This is a genomic window from Parendozoicomonas sp. 2304DJ65-17, from assembly GCF_058148445.1.
The window spans coordinates 285,415-300,362 of record NZ_JBYVJV010000006.1 but is presented as its reverse complement, the minus strand read 5'-3'; the positions used below and the strand labels follow the sequence as shown (position 1 = coordinate 300,362).

Sequence of the window (14,948 nt, the reverse complement as noted above, 5' to 3'; positions counted from 1 at the left end):
CCCAGCCTATTGTGGGTCTCCACACTTCCTGAACAGAAGTTTTCAGGCAGGCAAATTACATAGCGTTATGGAAAATACGCTCGATGTCGGCCTTGGTTCCACGACAAGGGTTGGTCAGAGCACAGGCATCCTTCATAGCGTTGGCGGCCATGGCAGGAATATCTTCTTCACGTACACCCAACTCTTTCAAACTGGTTGGCATACCCACTTCAGTCAGCAGTTTGCAGATACGCTTGATGCCTTCCACACCGGCAGAGTTATGTTCCATTCCGCGCACATGGCAACCCATGTAGTAAGCAATGTCAGACAGGCGCTTGGAACGGCACTTCATATTGAACGCCATAACGTGTGGCAACAGCACAGCATTACATACACCGTGAGGCAGGCCATACATACCGCCCAGCTGGTGAGCCATTGCGTGAACATAACCAAGGCCAGCATTGTTAAAGGCGACACCTGCCATAAACTGGGCACAGGCCATCTGGTCACGGGCTTCCAGATCACTGCCATCTTCAACGGCGCGTGGCAGATACTGCATGATCATTTCGATAGCTTTGGTTGCTACCGCATCAGTCATTGGGTTGGTGTTGGTGGAGACATAAGCCTCAATGGCGTGAGTCAGAGCATCCATACCGGTAGCCGCTGTCAGGCTTGCGGGCATGCCCAGCATCAGTTGAGGATCGTTTACGGAAATGGATGGCGTAACGTGGGGATCAACAATCGCCATTTTCACCTTGGTTTCTTCATTAGTGATAATGCAGAAACGGGTCATTTCAGAAGCGGTACCAGCTGTAGTGTTGATGGCTACCAAAGGCAGAGCTGGTTTTGTGGACTTTTCCACACCTTCATAGTCGGCAATAGAGCCACCATTAGTGGAGAGCAGAGCAATTGCTTTTGCACAGTCGTGAGGAGAACCGCCACCAAGAGAGATCACAAAGTCACAGTTCTGCTGACGCAGTTTCAACAGACCTTCATTCACGTTAGCAGTTGTTGGGTTTGGCTGAACACCGTCGTACACAACGGTAGCAATGCCGTACTTTTCCAGGGTTTTGGTAACAGTTCCAACAATGCCCACTTTGTTGAGCATGGCATCGGAAACCACCAGACCTTTGCGATGCCCCATAGCACCAACACGCTTGGCAGCACGTTCAAGACAACCACTACCCAACAGGTTGATGGTTGGCATCATGATGCTCTTTTCAGGCTTGACCGCCAGCTCTTCTGGGAAGGTCATGTGACTTTCTTCTGCAAGCTTCTGTTCAATATCGCTCAGCGCAGTAGAAACTGCAGCTGGGATAGCAGCAGGAGCCACTTCCGCTGGAGCAACAGTTTGAGCAGGAGCTTCAACAGTTGCTGCAACTTCTGCAGAAGTTTCACCGTAATTCACCAGAATGCCTTTGTGCTTGGCCAGGTCCTGGGCACCTGGAGTCAGGATTTGTCCGGGCGCAACCTGCAGAACTCCATTAACGCAGAAGTCCTCAAGGTTGTTTTTGGTAATCAATTTTTTCTTCTGAGACATGTCCGATCATATCCTCACAGCATTAAACTTCGTTCCTGAGCGTTTTTACATTGCCCAATAACGAAAGAACGGCCCGAAGGCCGTTCAAAAATTCCAATTATCAGACTCGATCAACGTGAAGTTCTTTTTCACGGATAAAGTCATTTGCCAAGGGAGTCAGCAATGCTTTCTCTGTAACGGCAAAACGGGTGTAGCCCTGCTCACTGCCTTTACGCAGATCGCGTTCGCTAACCACGCGCTTTTCAATAATTAAAGACCGTGTGCATTCCTGCTTTTGAGGTGCTGCTTCTACTTTCTCAGCAGCCACAGTGGCTTCAACAACCGGCTCTGCAACTACGCCCTCGGTGTTGCCTTGGAGGGCTTGTTCCAGAGAGTCAGCAGCAACAACTTCCATGCCATAGCTGATCAGCGTCTGTTCCTTTTCCTGGAACAGCTGGTAGAACGCAGGCTTGGCTGTTTCCTTGAAGCGACGGTAAGCAATACCCTCTTCAAGAATGTAAACGGTTTTGCCCAGCATCAGTGATTCAACAATCACACAGCCGTCGTTGCCGCGTTCAAGGCCAATGGCCATTTCACCCAGCAGTTTGTTTGGCAGGCTGGAAACAACTACGTGATCAAAATCAGCAGCGCTTGCCTGATCAATATCTTTCAGGAAAGAAACATCAAAGCACTCATCCAAAACAGTGTTGTCGAAGTTGTCGCCAACAACCAGCACACTTTGACGGTTAACAGGTTTAGGCTGCGGGGCTTCAGCATTCAACAGCTGCTCCATCACACGCTTTGAAATCAGCTCAATCAAAGCTTCCGTATTCATGCCGTATTTTCCTTTTCAATCGCCTCAATAGCACTGATAGCAATGCCCAGAGGAGTCACGAGGAATGGATTCTTTGGTTTGCGGGTGCGCACGCCAGTTTGCTTTTCAACAACGTCTTCGAAGTCCGGCAAACAAGTGGTACCACCTACAAGGAAGATGTCGTTTACGTCGTAACCCTGAATGTGGTTGTGAACAATGCTGCCCATTTTCTCAATCACCGGGCGCACGATAGACACCACTTCGCGATGATTCTTTGGGTTTTTCTTGAACTCTTCCGCTTCTTCAAAGGTCTTGCCGTAGTTACCAGCCAGAACCAGAGACAGGTGAGTTCCGCCAGTCGCTTCGTCCATGGTGTAAACAACATCGCCATCTTTAAAGATGGAAAGACCGGTTGTGCCACCACCGATATCAACAACGGCGCCGTTGCGAATATTCAGAACACAGTTGGCAGCGGTTGGCTCATCCAGCATGTTCACAACATCCATACCTGTGCTCTCAACAATGTAACGATGAGATTTGCACTCGGATTCCGGAGTGTTGGAAGGCATAGCGATAGCCGCTTTGGTGAGCGCAACATCCAGACGGGTTTCAAGCTTTTCCTTCAGCTCACGAACAATACGCAGCGCGCCGATATAATCGACAACCACGCCGTCCTTGAGTACCTGGGCAAACTGCATTTCGGTAGCAACTGGTTTGCGATCCTTATCCAGAACCACAAGCACGATATAAGCGGTACCAAGGTCAACGCCGACAACCAGATCATCAGCACTGCTGAACTCACCGGTTTTGGTCAGGCTGTCTTCCACAGCCTGAATCATGGCGTCTGCCCGTTCAGCCTGGTAGTTGCTCTCTTCTAAAGAGCTACTCTCTTCAATAGAGTCAGTGTGATGATCTGACATGACTTACTTCCTGCGAACCTATTCGATTAGTGAACCAGTTCGCCGTTGGTGCCAGGCGCCAGTTCTACAGCGTTGGCTTCGTCGTAATCAATGTGCATGGCAAGCGCGAAAGAGTCCTTAACCCGAACCACAACATTGTGGAAAGTTACCGGACGATCGCCGCCTACCTTGATACTCACCTGCTGCTTGTCTTCAACACCCATGCGGGCAGCATCAGCAGTGGTCATATGAATATGGTTACGGGCAACAATTACACCCTGCTGAATACGGGAAACACCTTTAGGGCCAACCAGAACCAGGCCTGGAGTGTTGGTAATGTCACCGGATTCACGGATAGGTGCTTTAACACCAATAGTGCGCGCATCTGTACGGGAGATTTCAACCTGAGAGTCAGGGCGAGCAGGGCCAAGCACCGCAACATTCTGGAAAGAACCTTTTGGCCCAATAATGGACACACGCTCTTCACACAGGTATTGCCCAGGCTGAGACAGTTCACGCTTTGGAGTCAGCTGGTAGCCTTCACCGAACAGAAGATCCACATCCGCCTGAGACAGATGTACATGACGGGCGGATGCTTCAATAGGAACCAGATGGGCTCCATTCATTTCAGCAACCACCTTGTTGATAATCTGCTTAATCTGCTGCTCGGAAATATTCATAAGTTAAATCTTTTTCAGTACTTGTATGTTTTCGGAGCCACTTCGGTCTGATTCTGTTCATCCAGCATCAGGGCATAAACTCTGTCGGAAAGCTGGTTCAGTGCTTCAACAACATCGTCCCGGTTTGTCTTCATTTCCTGCCGGTAGCAGCGAATTGCAGCCAGTTCTGTTTCACGAATGCGGGCACGGAGCCGGTTCAGGCTCACAACAATGCGGCCCATGGAAGCATCTGCGAGTTCTTTCCCGGAAACAGAATCAATGTGTTTGCGCAGTTCATCTTTGCTCATACCCACAATGCTCTGGATATCAACCGGTGAACCGAAGACATGGGCTCGCAGCAATGTGCGAACACCATCAAGAATTTGTTGCAGCGTGTCGTATAACGCTGTCTTTCCCGCATCCTGACATTCAACCTGGGCAACCAGAAGGTCGGCTTGCACAAGATCCATCTGGCCTGCAAAGGCTACGCGGGAATCTGTTTTGGAAACGATGGTTTTCTGTTGAGCAGAGCCGGTAAGACTCTTATCAATCACTGTCATATGAACCGGCTTGTTCTCGAAAGAACCGCCTGTCTGTTCACAGACAAAACGCGGAGCGGCAGGTTTTACATCAGCAGTTTTAACAGCAAAAGCCGCAGTGGTATTTTCTTCGGCAGAGGATTGAGGTTCAGATTGCTTTGGACCGGGAGTTCCACCCACGATCAATTCAATACTTTTATCCTGAAGAAACTGCCGGGCAGAAGGAGTGATAATGTCCCGCTGCTCTACGCAATAGCTGTTGAAAGGTGCCTTGCGATATTCACTGCGAATACGTGCTTCGGTAACAACCGCCATGCCTGTTCCTGAATCAACAATTAAACAGCCGGAATCGGCTTAAACGACAACAACCGGGAACTGCAAAAACAGTTCCCGGCTATCACATCCGAATTACTCAGCCTTGGCAGCTGGCAGGATGGTTTCAACTTCACCGTGAGGACGTGGGATAACGTGTACGGAGATCAGGTCGCCAACACGCTCAGCAGCAGCAGCGCCAGCGTCGGTAGCAGCTTTAACAGCGCCAACGTCACCACGAACCAGTACAGTTACCAGGCCGCCACCGACCTGCTCTTTACCAACCAGAGTTACGTTGGCAGCTTTAACCATGGCGTCAGCAGCTTCGACAGCGCCAACCAGACCTTTGGTTTCGATCATGCCCAGAGCGTTGGAGATAGCCATTTTATGTACTCCTGAATGTTCCATCACATTCGTTAGTCGAGGAGCCGGTGTTACCAGCCCCTTTCGAGGTCAAAAACAAATAACAGTTACAGAGCTTTCAGCTGTTCGATAACGAGGCGGGTAATCGCTTCGATATCAATTTCAGTGGAAGCAGCTGGCTGAGTTTCAGAACCAGACAGTTCTTCGGGCTCAACCAGCCCGTAAGCGACATAACGCTTGGTAAACAGGTTCAGCGGGGTCACGTTGTCGGAGGTAGAAGAACCACCAACACTGCCACAACCCAGAGTGAACGCAGGCGCCAGACCAGTTGTTGCACCAACACCACCGTGAGTAGATGGGGTGTTGATAACCAGACGGGAAACAGGCTTCTTCAGGGCGAATTCACGAACCAGAGCATCGTTCTTGGTGTGAATAGCCAGAGTGTGACCTGCGCCTTCGTAGTTGAGCAGCTCCAGACACAGTTCGCATGCGTCGTGGGCATCGCTCACACGATAGAAGCCCAGCAGCGGAGACAGCTTTTCCCAAGAGAATGGGAACTTCTTGCCAACATTGCTGCGAGCCTGTTCAGCAACCAGAACGCGGGTAGATGCAGGAACTTCTATTCCAGCCATATCCGCAATGACAGTGGCAGCCTTACCAACAATCTTCGCGTTCAAACCACCGCGCTGATTCACCAGAACTTTTTCAACTTTGGGGATTTCAGCTTCGTTCAGGAAGTAGCAGCCCTGAGCGATCATTTCTGAACGTACTTCGTCAGCAATTGCGTGTTCAGTCACAACGTGCTGCTCGGAAGCGCAGATGGTGCCGTTATCAAAGGTCTTACCAGTGATAACGTAGTGAACGGCTTTTTTGACATCAGCAGAACGTTCGATGAATGCAGGAACGTTACCAGGACCAACACCCAGAGCTGGTGTGCCGGAGCTGTATGCCGCACGAACCATGGCAGAACCACCGGTGGCCAGGATGATGCCTGTGTCACGGTTCTTCATCAGTTCGGAAGTGCCTTCCAGAGTTGGAACAGCCATTACGTTCACCAGATCTTCTGGTGCACCCTGACTGGCCAGAGCGCCGCGCAACAGATCAACTGTGCGGGTGATAGCTTTCAGTGCAGCGGGGTGAGGGCTGACAACAATGGCATTACCGGCCTTGATGGAAATCATGGCCTTGTAAATGGCAGTGGACGTTGGGTTGGTAGAAGGCACCAGACCAGCAACTACACCGAAAGGTACAGCCACTTCCATCATCTTGTTTTCGTTGTCTTCGGAAATTACACCGACAGTTTTCATGTCTTTGATGTAATCCCACAGAATATCGCTGGCTAACAGGTTCTTGGTAACCTTGTCTTCAACCTTGCCGAAGCCGGTTTCTTCAACAGCCATTTCTGCGAGTTCACGAGCGTGTTGCTTGGCAACATCGGCCATGGCCTTAACCAGGGCATCTACTCGTTCCTGGCTGTAATCAGCCAGGATCTGCTGTGCAGCTTTCGCCTTACGCAGCAGCGTGCGTACGTTCTGTACAGACAGCAGATCTTTATCTAAAAGTTCCAATGTCAAAGCTCCAACTTACTTCAATTTGCCCTTAGCGTGCTGCCTTGTGATAGGCAACAATGGCTTTCACCAGCTCTTCCTTTTTCGCGAACTTGATCTGGTTCTTACTCATTTCAAGTCCTGGAAGCTGTCGGGCCATATTTCTGAGTTCGACAGTCCGGTATGTACGCAACTGTTCTGCGGTCAGCGGCTGCTCGGAAGCTTGTTCAGCTTCAGGTACAGTCGCTTCCTGAATGGCAGAGGTTTCAGTTTCAGATGCAGGAGCTTTTGTGTCCTTGACATCTGTCACTTGCTCAACCGTTTTTTCGTCCTGTGCCTTGTCTGTATTGATCTCAGACACGTCCGGCGTTTCCTGAACAACAGGAGTGCTGTCTTGTGCAGGAATTTCTTCCTGTACAGGTACAGTGTCTTCTGTGGTTTCTTCTACAGCGGCAGAAACAGGAGTGGGGTCAAGCAGGTCGGCAACATCGCCTGCAGGGCGGGCGATGACGTGGGTAGACACAACTGTGCCTACCCGGTCAGCAGCAACCGTTCCTGCTTCGATGGCAGCCTTGGTGGCGCCTACATCACCGCGAACAATCACGGTCACGAGACCACCACCAACCTTTTCCATACCAGTCAGCTCAACGTTTGCTGACTTTACGCACACATCGGCGGCTTCCACGGCAGCAAGATAGCCAATGGTTTCAATGAAACCGGCAGCCTGCTGCCGTTTTGATGACGTAGTCATGGTTGCCACCTACCTAATGCGAAATCAGAAGTGCTTGGGGTTTTCAGCAACAAACTTCACAGCGTCTGCGAATGCGTCACAGGCTGCCTTACAGGCAGACTGGGAACCAGTCAGCAGAGCACCGCCGAAGTTGGTTTCAGAAGGAGGCTCAAACAGTTCGCACAGAGTTACGTCGGCAGCTTTCAGAGCAGCGTCCAGACCGTACATTGCTTCCAGAGGAGGCGCGATCAGGTAAGCCAGAGGCTCGCCTTCTTTGATGCCAGCCATATCGGCCAGGAAGCTGCCAGTACGGGAGATGCACTGTGCGTAGTACGCGATGCTGTCATCTTCGTTGGCGCTGTAGAAAGCGAATTCGTTTTCGATGCAGTCGATAGCAACGTTCAGGCCGCTGCGAACTTCTGCAGGGCTTGGGCCAGCCAGCATACCGATAACTTCACCGGCCAGCTGAGTGTTGGCGTTAGCAGCACCACCGTAGAAGCTCTTACCCAGAGTTACGGAAACTTCCGCGTTCTTGGTAGCTTCGTCCAGTGCGCAGTAAGTAACGTCGTCACAGTCTGCGGTCAGGATACCGAGGCTCTTCCAACCCTTTGGCATACCCAGCTTCTCAGCCATTTTGGCATCGACGTTGGGAATCATTTTAACGGCCAGTACACCGGCGCCGAGGCGATCACCTTTCATGATTGTTCTCTCTCAGATTACAGTTTCAGATCAACACCGGAACACTTGTTCTCGAACATCTTCTTAACGATGTTGGAGATGTGTGCGCCAGCCTCAGCAGCGGGAGTACCGCGGCGGTGAATGTTGGAGATAACGGTACGACCAGCTTCTGCCATCGCAACCTTACCTTCGTAGGTCATGTAGCAACCCATGGACTCACCAGTCGCCAGCCCTGGACGCTCACCAACCAGCAGTACGGTTGTCTTGGCACCAGTCAGCTCGGTGATGTGGTCCATAGAACCTACGCGGCCGAACTTAACGAAGATGGTGTCACCGATGCTGTAACCGTAACCTTCCAGACCCTGCTTCAGAGCAGGCAGGATGTTGCGCAGGTTGGCGGTGATAGCGGAAGAAGACAGGCCGTCAGCGATAACGATCTGAACGTCTGGGTTCTTCTTGCACTTGGACTTAACCAGCTCAGCACTTTCGTCGTTCAGCAGACGACCCAGGTCTGGGCGGGTTACGTACATGTCTTTGTCTTCAACACGAGTCTGAACGGATACCAGACCGAACTCGTCAACAAATTCCTGAGGAACTTCGTTGAATACCGCGTCGATAGCCACAGCGTGGTCAGCGCGGAAGCGCAGCATGCTTTCTGTGGTGTAACGAGAACCTGCGCGGCCAATACCCAGACGAGCTGGAGTCTTAGCCTTGAGCTTCAGGTACTCAGCCTTGTTCTCTGCGTTTTCAACCGCAAAGTACTCAGACATTTCTACTGCAGTGATATCTGGCAGATCAGCGTCTGCAACATCAGCAGTCTGGGTAGCAACCTGAGCAGCAACGGCTTCAGCAACAGCTGCGCCCTGCTTGTCTTCGTCCAGATTGATTTCCTGAAGGACTTTGCCAATCAGGTTTTTCAGTTCATTTTCAGAAATCATTCGAACCTGCTCCTTACTTCAGGAAAATGGAGCCGTCGCCGGCTTTTGGAGTCAGACGACCGTTTTCCATGATGCCCATACGCTCACACCATTGTTCGAACTCGCGAATAGGACGCTTGTCGAAGATGTCACGCATAGTGGCAACGTCGTGGTAACCAGAGGTCTGGTACATCAGCATGATGTCGTCACCAGATGGGATACCCATGAAGTAGGTGCAGCCAGCAGCGGTCAGCAGAGTCATCAGAGACTCGTTGTCGTTCTGGTCAGTCTTCATGTGGTTGGTGTAGCAAGCGTCAACACCCATTGGCAGGCCGTGCAGCTTACCCATGAAGTGATCTTCCAGACCTGCACGGATTACCTGCTTACCGTCGTACAGGTACTCAGGTCCGATGAAACCAACAACGGTGTTTACCAGGAATGGGTTGTAGCGACGGGCGAAACCGTAGCAACGAGCTTCCATGGTCACCTGGTCAGCGCCGTGGTGCGCTTCGGAGGAAAGTTCGGAACCCTGGCCAGTCTCGAAGTACATTACGTTCGGACCAGTACAGGTGCCCTGCTTCAGCATCATGTCCTGAGCTTCAGCCAGGTGCTTGGCTTCGAAACCAAAGGCTTCGTTACCTTTCTGGGAGCCAGCGATAGACTGGAAAATCATGTCAGCTGGAGCGCCACGCTCAACAGCTTCCATCTGGGACAGTACGTGTGCCAGTACGCAGTTCTGAGTAGGAATTTCCCAGCGCTGCTTAATTTCTTCAAACTGGTGCAGGCAGCGGTAGATGCTGTCTGTGGTGTCGTCTACAGGGTTCAGACCAACAACCGCGTCACCGATACCGTAGGACAGGCCTTCCAGAGTTGCGATACGGATACCGTCAACATCATCAGTGGTGTGGTTAGGCTGCAGACGGGCAGACAGAGTGCCCTTACGGCCGATAGTGGTGTTACAGGTCGCCAAAACCTCGATCTTGCTTGCAGCGTAGATCAGGTCAGCGTTGGTCATCAGTTTGGCAACCGCAGCGATAACTTCGGAGGTCAGACCGCGGCTCTTGCGCAGGATCATGTCACCAGTGGTGTTGTAATCCAACAGCCATTCGCGCAGTTCGGCGATGGTCCAGTTCTTGATCTCGTCGTAGATGCGCTCGTTGATGTCGTCCTGGATGATCCGGGTAACTTCATCTTCCTCGTAGGACACTACGGGGTTGTTACGCAGATCGGAAACCAGCAGCCGGGAAAGAACATCCTTAGCGGCAACCATTTCGGTAATGGATTCAGCGGCTACACCCGCCAGTACGTCGCCAGAACGCTTTTCGTTGGCCTTGGCGAGCACTTCCTTGATGCTGGAAAAGGAATATACCTTTCCAAACAGCTTGGTTTTCAGAAGCATGAGACAGCCTTTGCCTTGTTAGAAGACATCTGCACAGCAATTAGGCAATGGCAGTGCAGAATTAATGATGAAACTGGTGACAAAGACTAAAGGAAAGGTATGGGGGCATTTTTGATGTGCATCAGAGAGGCTTACAGGAGAACCGTTGACTGAAATCAATAAGGATCGATTACAAATAAAATCACTTTCAAAAACTGACTTATCTCATGTTTCCTGATTTGCTGATCTTTTTTAGGCATAGATAAAAACAACAAACTGCCAGCTGATTCAAATCAAGAGTCAACATCCTGCGAACCCTGCCCACTTGATGCGCATCAACAAGCCTTGTCTGCACCTCTATAACATGGCCTGCGTCTACAGATGTTTATCACCTTGCTTCTTCAATCAGGAGATGTTTGCTACCTATGGACGCTTGCTTGAAACCTGACCTCAGCCGAAAGAATCAAGAAGAGATTCTTATGATCGGTCTGGACTTCGGCACAACTACGTCCAGCGCAATGGTTGCCAAAGCACACATCGGCTTGAGCTGCGCCACTGGGCGCATGGGGTTTAGCAGCCCTGAAGTTATCTACCGCTCTGAACCTGTTTTCACTCCCTATAGTAATGACCTGATTCAAGAAAGTGATATCAATCAACTTCTGCAAACGTGGCTTAATGAAAGCGGCTTAAAACCGGAACAACTGTTTTCTGGTGGGGTAATGATTACCGGGCTGGCTGCCCGTAATAATAATGCTGATGTTATTGCCAGAAATGTTCGCTCTTTGTTTGGCGATATTATTGTTGCAACTGCAGATGACCCTTCGCTGGAATCTTGGCTAGCCTTTATGGGAGGGACTTCTGTTCTTTCCCGATTTCATAGTTCAACCCCCATGATCAATCTTGATATTGGTGGCGGTACTACGAATCCGGCATCAGGTATTAATGGGCAGGTTACCTCTACTGGTTGCAGTTATATTGGTGCCCGCCATTTTCGCTTCAAACCCGGAACACGAATTCTTACAGGTGTATCCAGTTTCGGGCAAGAGATTCTTGAAGCCTTACGGATTCCATTAACTCCGGGAGACGATGTTTCTGAATCTGTTATTAATCAAATTGTCGACTTTTATATTGCAGGACTTGTTGCCACGGTAACAGGCGATCGCCGTCTTTTTGAAACACCTGTTGGCACACTCCACGAACAGGTACCGTTTCTTCTGCCCAGTGGAGCCCAAGCAGCTATCACCTACTCCGGTGGTGTTGGAGAACTTCTCTATAAATATGCCAACGGTGAACCATGGCCAGGCACAACTCACTTTGGAGATTTAGGTGTTGATCTGGCTCGCAGAATTGCAGAGCACCCGCTGCTCTCAAAAAACCTGTTAACTCATACACCTGAGAACAGAGGCAGAGCGACAGTTTACGGTTTAACCCTGCATAGCACAGAGATATCTGGCACTACCCACTACATATCAGACATTCAAAGCTTTCCTCTTCAGGATCTACCCATCGTCGCCCGCTTGACTCTGGCTTCCGATAAAGAAGAGATTCATGCAGCTCTGGCCATGACTCACAAAAGCGCCAGAGGAGCTTGCCTGCAAATCACCTGTGGCGCTGAAACCCTTCCTTCTCTTACTGAAATCAAAGCCTTTGGCGCAAGAATGTCGGAGGTGTTGTCTGACACCGAATTTCCACAAAACCTGCCACTGGTTCTGCTGGCACCCGGTGATTACGGAAAAGCCGTTGGCAACTACGTTAGCCGATGGCGCACCTTACCACTTTCACTCACCGTTATTGATGAGGTTCCAGATCGTACCGCTGCGTTTGTGAATGTCGGCAAACCCAGCTTTCAAATTATTCCCGTCTCTTTTTACGGCATGCAATAACACGAACCAAAAATATCTTGATAAGGAGATTTCTCCGTGGCCCTGAAACTGACACCGCTCAACCAGATACCTGTTCCAACGCCAAAGGCTGATGAAACCTATACCATCACCATGCTGGATCGGGATTACAGATTTACCGGTCTGAAAGCTCTGCTTGGTGCTGCAGACCTGGAAAAATCCGGTGATCGTAACGCAGGCTTGCATGCCAAAAATGAAGTTGAGCGGGAAGCAGCTCGCGCCATTCTTTCAGACATGACGCTGCAACATATCTACGACAACCCACTTGTCGATGATAACGGAGAAATCGATTCTGTTATGCGCGTTAACTACGACATTGATATGTCTGTATTTAACGACATTGCTGCCATGACAGTGGGTGAACTGAAAGATCACCTTCTGGATGCGACACCAGAGCAGGCCTGCAGAATTGGTTTTGGTATGACGGGTGTTATGGTGGCGGCAGTCACCAAAATCATGGACGTCCATGATCTGATATTCGCCACCCGTAAAATTCGCAGGCCTACAAAAGTCAGAACAACTCTGGGCATGCCCAACACCCTGAGCAGCCGGGTTCAACCAAACCACCCAACTGATGACCTGACTGCGATTACTGCCCAGGTTTATATGGGTCTTTCTATGGGTAATGGCGACCTTCTGCTTGGCCTGAACCCTGCTGAAGACACCATCGATAACATCAGCAAATGCCTGCACCAGTTTGACAAGATTCGCAGAGAGACCGGAGCTCCCACACAAATCTGTGTGTTGTCCCATATCAAAACCCAGCTGGAATGCTTGAAAACCGGTGCCCCTGTTGAAGTTATTTTCCAGTCCCTCGCTGGCACTGACGCGACGCTGGTTGATGAGTTTGATGTCACCGTCGATGTTCTGGATGACGCCTGCCGAATCATGATGGAAAGCGGTCCTCTGGTGAAAGAAGGTGCCAAACACACCATGTACTTTGAAACCGGCCAGGGTTCAGAGTTCAGCTACGGCAAACACAACGGCATTGATATGGCGACAACCGAGGCACTAACTTACGGCCTCTGTCGTCGATATGAACCTTGCATGGTCAACAACGTGACTGGCTTTATCGGGCCTGAAACCCACGCAACCAACCATGAGTGCATTTACTCCAGCTTGCAGGATCACTTTATGGGCAAGCTGATTGGCCTGCCTATGGGCATGGCGCCCTGCTATACCCTGCATGCGGATATCACCATGGAAGGCCAGCAGATGGCGACTTCCCTGCTCACTGCTGCAGGTGCTAACTATTACATGGACGTGTACCTCGGTGCTGACCGGATGCTGGCTTACTTTGATACCAGCGGCCACGATGACCAGACCCTGAAAGAACTCTACAACTGCAAACCTACTCCAGAGTTTTACCAGTGGTGTCTGGAAAAGGGCATTTATAAGGAAGACCGCACCGGCACTATGAGCCGGGGAGAAAACTGGGGTAACCCAAGAATCTTCTGTCAGTCTGATGAAGAGTTCCAAACGCTTATGGAGTCCGTTCCTCAAAACTACGGTTTCCAGAAGAGTGACTTCCAGAAAGGGCAAACTGAGCAGGCTGGCAAGATGCCAACCGCAGGCCCACGAATGAAGAACGCTGTTGCCCGTGAGCTGCGCAGTAATATTGCTATTGCTCGTGAAGCTGCACGTTCACTCATTCGCTTAGAGGAATTTAAAGACTATAACTTCCGCCAGTTCGACTCTCTGGCAGGCTCAATTGATGAACATCACAATGCGCCAGACAGCGGTGCCGAGCTGAGCCCGGAAAGCCTGAGCAAACTCACCAAGGAAAATAACGATATTCAGATCGTTGTTACCGACGGCCTTTCTGCAGAAGCGGTTCATCATAATGTTCCCGATATGCTTCCTGTGCTGGAAGATGGCTTACGCGCGAACGGTTATTCGTTAGGGCAAACCATTGTTGTTCCACATGGCCGGGTAAAACTCTCTGAATCCATTGCTCAGGCAGTGAATTCAAAGCTGGTTGTTATTCTGCTTGGAGAGCGCCCCGGAGGAGATGCTCGTTCCTCACGCTCTATGTCTGCCTATATGGTATTAAATCTGGGTGATGGAACTCTGAGACAAAAAGCTATCGAGTTCTCCGGCACAAGTAATACTGAATTTGAAGATACTGTGGTGAATAATATTTATCATGGTGGTATCCCACCTGTAGAGGCTGGGGCTCTGGTTGCCGAGAAATGCCACCAGATTATGACTCACCAGGCAGCTGGCAATCGTTTGAACAGTCTTCTTGGACAAACTCCTGCCAACATCAAGTCTGATAAACCGGTAATTAACAGTGTTTCTGATGGCGCATTTGATTTTGGTAAGAAACGCCTGATCTGTGAAGCTGATCTGAAACAACTGATAAAAGACGGCCTTAATGAAATTCTGGTTTCCCGCAGAACAATCATTACTCCAATGACTCAGGATTTATTGAAACAACACAAGGTCAAAGTGACATTTAACGACCCGGTTCATTAAGCTCTTAGTTTTCAAACCCATAAACACCCTCTTTTACTGAGGGTGTTTTCTTTTATGATCTAGCGCAATTCAGCCCTTCCCCCGCAAAACTGACGCAAATCAAAAAAGCCCAAAGTGTCGGTATCTGCCCTTGAGGGAAGTCACAACCAGCCCGTAGTCGTCTTGTTAGCCTTCCTCACTATTAACCGGAGCTCAGTTTCAGCTCCATAAAAAAGCGTCTTAACTGCAGACACAC

The 14,948-nt window shown here is 50.3% G+C and carries 13 protein-coding genes; 2 read left to right on the top strand and 11 right to left on the bottom strand.

Features of this window, described 5'->3' with window-relative positions:
- Positions 1 to 55: 55 nt before the first annotated feature.
- From ACY2RR_RS16615 to ACY2RR_RS16565, 11 genes are all read right to left on the bottom strand, one after another.
- Entirely contained in the window at positions 56 to 1,519 is a 1,464-nt protein-coding gene (locus ACY2RR_RS16615; protein ID WP_490109290.1) for an iron-containing alcohol dehydrogenase, read from the bottom strand.
- Between the two features lie 100 nt (positions 1,520 to 1,619).
- A complete protein-coding gene (locus ACY2RR_RS16610) occupies positions 1,620 to 2,333 on the bottom strand; it encodes a hypothetical protein (RefSeq protein WP_490109289.1) in 714 nt (237 codons plus the stop codon).
- Entirely contained in the window at positions 2,330 to 3,232 is a 903-nt protein-coding gene (gene eutJ, locus ACY2RR_RS16605; RefSeq protein ID WP_490109288.1) for an ethanolamine utilization protein EutJ, read from the bottom strand. Before eutJ ends, ACY2RR_RS16610 begins: the two co-directional genes overlap by 4 nt.
- A gap of 26 nt (positions 3,233 to 3,258) precedes the next feature.
- Positions 3,259 to 3,891 (bottom strand): phosphate propanoyltransferase, encoded by a 633-nt coding sequence (pduL, locus tag ACY2RR_RS16600; protein WP_490109287.1) that lies wholly within the window; start codon positions 3,889 to 3,891, stop codon positions 3,259 to 3,261.
- Positions 3,892 to 3,905: 14 nt separating this feature from the next.
- Positions 3,906 to 4,724: a hypothetical protein gene (locus tag ACY2RR_RS16595; protein WP_490109286.1), complete on the bottom strand. Its 819-nt coding sequence runs from the start codon at positions 4,722 to 4,724 to the stop codon at positions 3,906 to 3,908.
- 93 nt (positions 4,725 to 4,817) lie between these two features.
- Positions 4,818 to 5,105, bottom strand: a complete 288-nt coding sequence (gene eutM, locus ACY2RR_RS16590; RefSeq protein WP_490109285.1) for an ethanolamine utilization microcompartment protein EutM — start codon at positions 5,103 to 5,105, stop codon at positions 4,818 to 4,820.
- An 86-nt stretch (positions 5,106 to 5,191) separates the two neighbouring features.
- Entirely contained in the window at positions 5,192 to 6,652 is a 1,461-nt protein-coding gene (locus tag ACY2RR_RS16585; protein ID WP_490109284.1) for an acetaldehyde dehydrogenase (acetylating), read from the bottom strand.
- A 31-nt stretch (positions 6,653 to 6,683) separates the two neighbouring features.
- The gene (locus ACY2RR_RS16580) at positions 6,684 to 7,382 is read right to left on the bottom strand and encodes a BMC domain-containing protein (protein WP_490109283.1); all 699 of its coding nucleotides are present in this window, start codon (positions 7,380 to 7,382) and stop codon (positions 6,684 to 6,686) included.
- 24 nt (positions 7,383 to 7,406) lie between these two features.
- The gene (gene eutL, locus ACY2RR_RS16575; RefSeq protein WP_490109282.1) at positions 7,407 to 8,060 is read right to left on the bottom strand and encodes an ethanolamine utilization microcompartment protein EutL; all 654 of its coding nucleotides are present in this window, start codon (positions 8,058 to 8,060) and stop codon (positions 7,407 to 7,409) included.
- A gap of 17 nt (positions 8,061 to 8,077) precedes the next feature.
- Positions 8,078 to 8,977, bottom strand: coding sequence for an ethanolamine ammonia-lyase subunit EutC (gene eutC, locus ACY2RR_RS16570; RefSeq protein WP_490109281.1), 900 nt, complete (start codon positions 8,975 to 8,977; stop codon positions 8,078 to 8,080).
- Positions 8,978 to 8,990: 13 nt separating this feature from the next.
- Complete coding sequence (locus ACY2RR_RS16565) at positions 8,991 to 10,355, bottom strand: ethanolamine ammonia-lyase subunit EutB (protein ID WP_490109280.1); 1,365 nt, start codon at positions 10,353 to 10,355, stop codon at positions 8,991 to 8,993.
- Between the two features lie 404 nt (positions 10,356 to 10,759).
- On the opposite strand from ACY2RR_RS16565, the gene ACY2RR_RS16560 reads away from it, so the two are divergent.
- Together ACY2RR_RS16560 and eutB are read left to right on the top strand one after the other, a co-directional pair.
- The gene (locus tag ACY2RR_RS16560) at positions 10,760 to 12,217 is read left to right on the top strand and encodes an ethanolamine ammonia-lyase reactivating factor EutA (protein ID WP_490109279.1); all 1,458 of its coding nucleotides are present in this window, start codon (positions 10,760 to 10,762) and stop codon (positions 12,215 to 12,217) included.
- A 36-nt stretch (positions 12,218 to 12,253) separates the two neighbouring features.
- Positions 12,254 to 14,713: an ethanolamine ammonia-lyase subunit EutB gene (gene eutB, locus ACY2RR_RS16555; protein WP_490109278.1), complete on the top strand. Its 2,460-nt coding sequence runs from the start codon at positions 12,254 to 12,256 to the stop codon at positions 14,711 to 14,713.
- Positions 14,714 to 14,948 lie beyond the last annotated feature (235 nt).

Bases quoted from the DNA above. Each gene is read 5' to 3' on its own strand.
- ACY2RR_RS16595 (WP_490109286.1), bottom strand. From the start codon at position 4,724: ATGGCGGTTGTTACCGAAGCACGTATTCGCAGTGAATATCGCAAGGCA.
- eutJ (WP_490109288.1), bottom strand. From the start codon at position 3,232: ATGTCAGATCATCACACTGACTCTATTGAAGAGAGTAGCTCTTTAGAA.
- eutM (WP_490109285.1), bottom strand. From the start codon at position 5,105: ATGGCTATCTCCAACGCTCTGGGCATGATCGAAACCAAAGGTCTGGTT.
- ACY2RR_RS16560 (WP_490109279.1), top strand. From the start codon at position 10,760: ATGGACGCTTGCTTGAAACCTGACCTCAGCCGAAAGAATCAAGAAGAG.
- eutC (WP_490109281.1), bottom strand. From the start codon at position 8,977: ATGATTTCTGAAAATGAACTGAAAAACCTGATTGGCAAAGTCCTTCAG.
- pduL (WP_490109287.1), bottom strand. From the start codon at position 3,891: ATGAATATTTCCGAGCAGCAGATTAAGCAGATTATCAACAAGGTGGTT.
- ACY2RR_RS16615 (WP_490109290.1), bottom strand. From the start codon at position 1,519: ATGTCTCAGAAGAAAAAATTGATTACCAAAAACAACCTTGAGGACTTC.
- ACY2RR_RS16565 (WP_490109280.1), bottom strand. From the start codon at position 10,355: ATGCTTCTGAAAACCAAGCTGTTTGGAAAGGTATATTCCTTTTCCAGC.
- eutL (WP_490109282.1), bottom strand. From the start codon at position 8,060: ATGAAAGGTGATCGCCTCGGCGCCGGTGTACTGGCCGTTAAAATGATT.
- ACY2RR_RS16610 (WP_490109289.1), bottom strand. From the start codon at position 2,333: ATGAATACGGAAGCTTTGATTGAGCTGATTTCAAAGCGTGTGATGGAG.
- ACY2RR_RS16580 (WP_490109283.1), bottom strand. From the start codon at position 7,382: ATGACTACGTCATCAAAACGGCAGCAGGCTGCCGGTTTCATTGAAACC.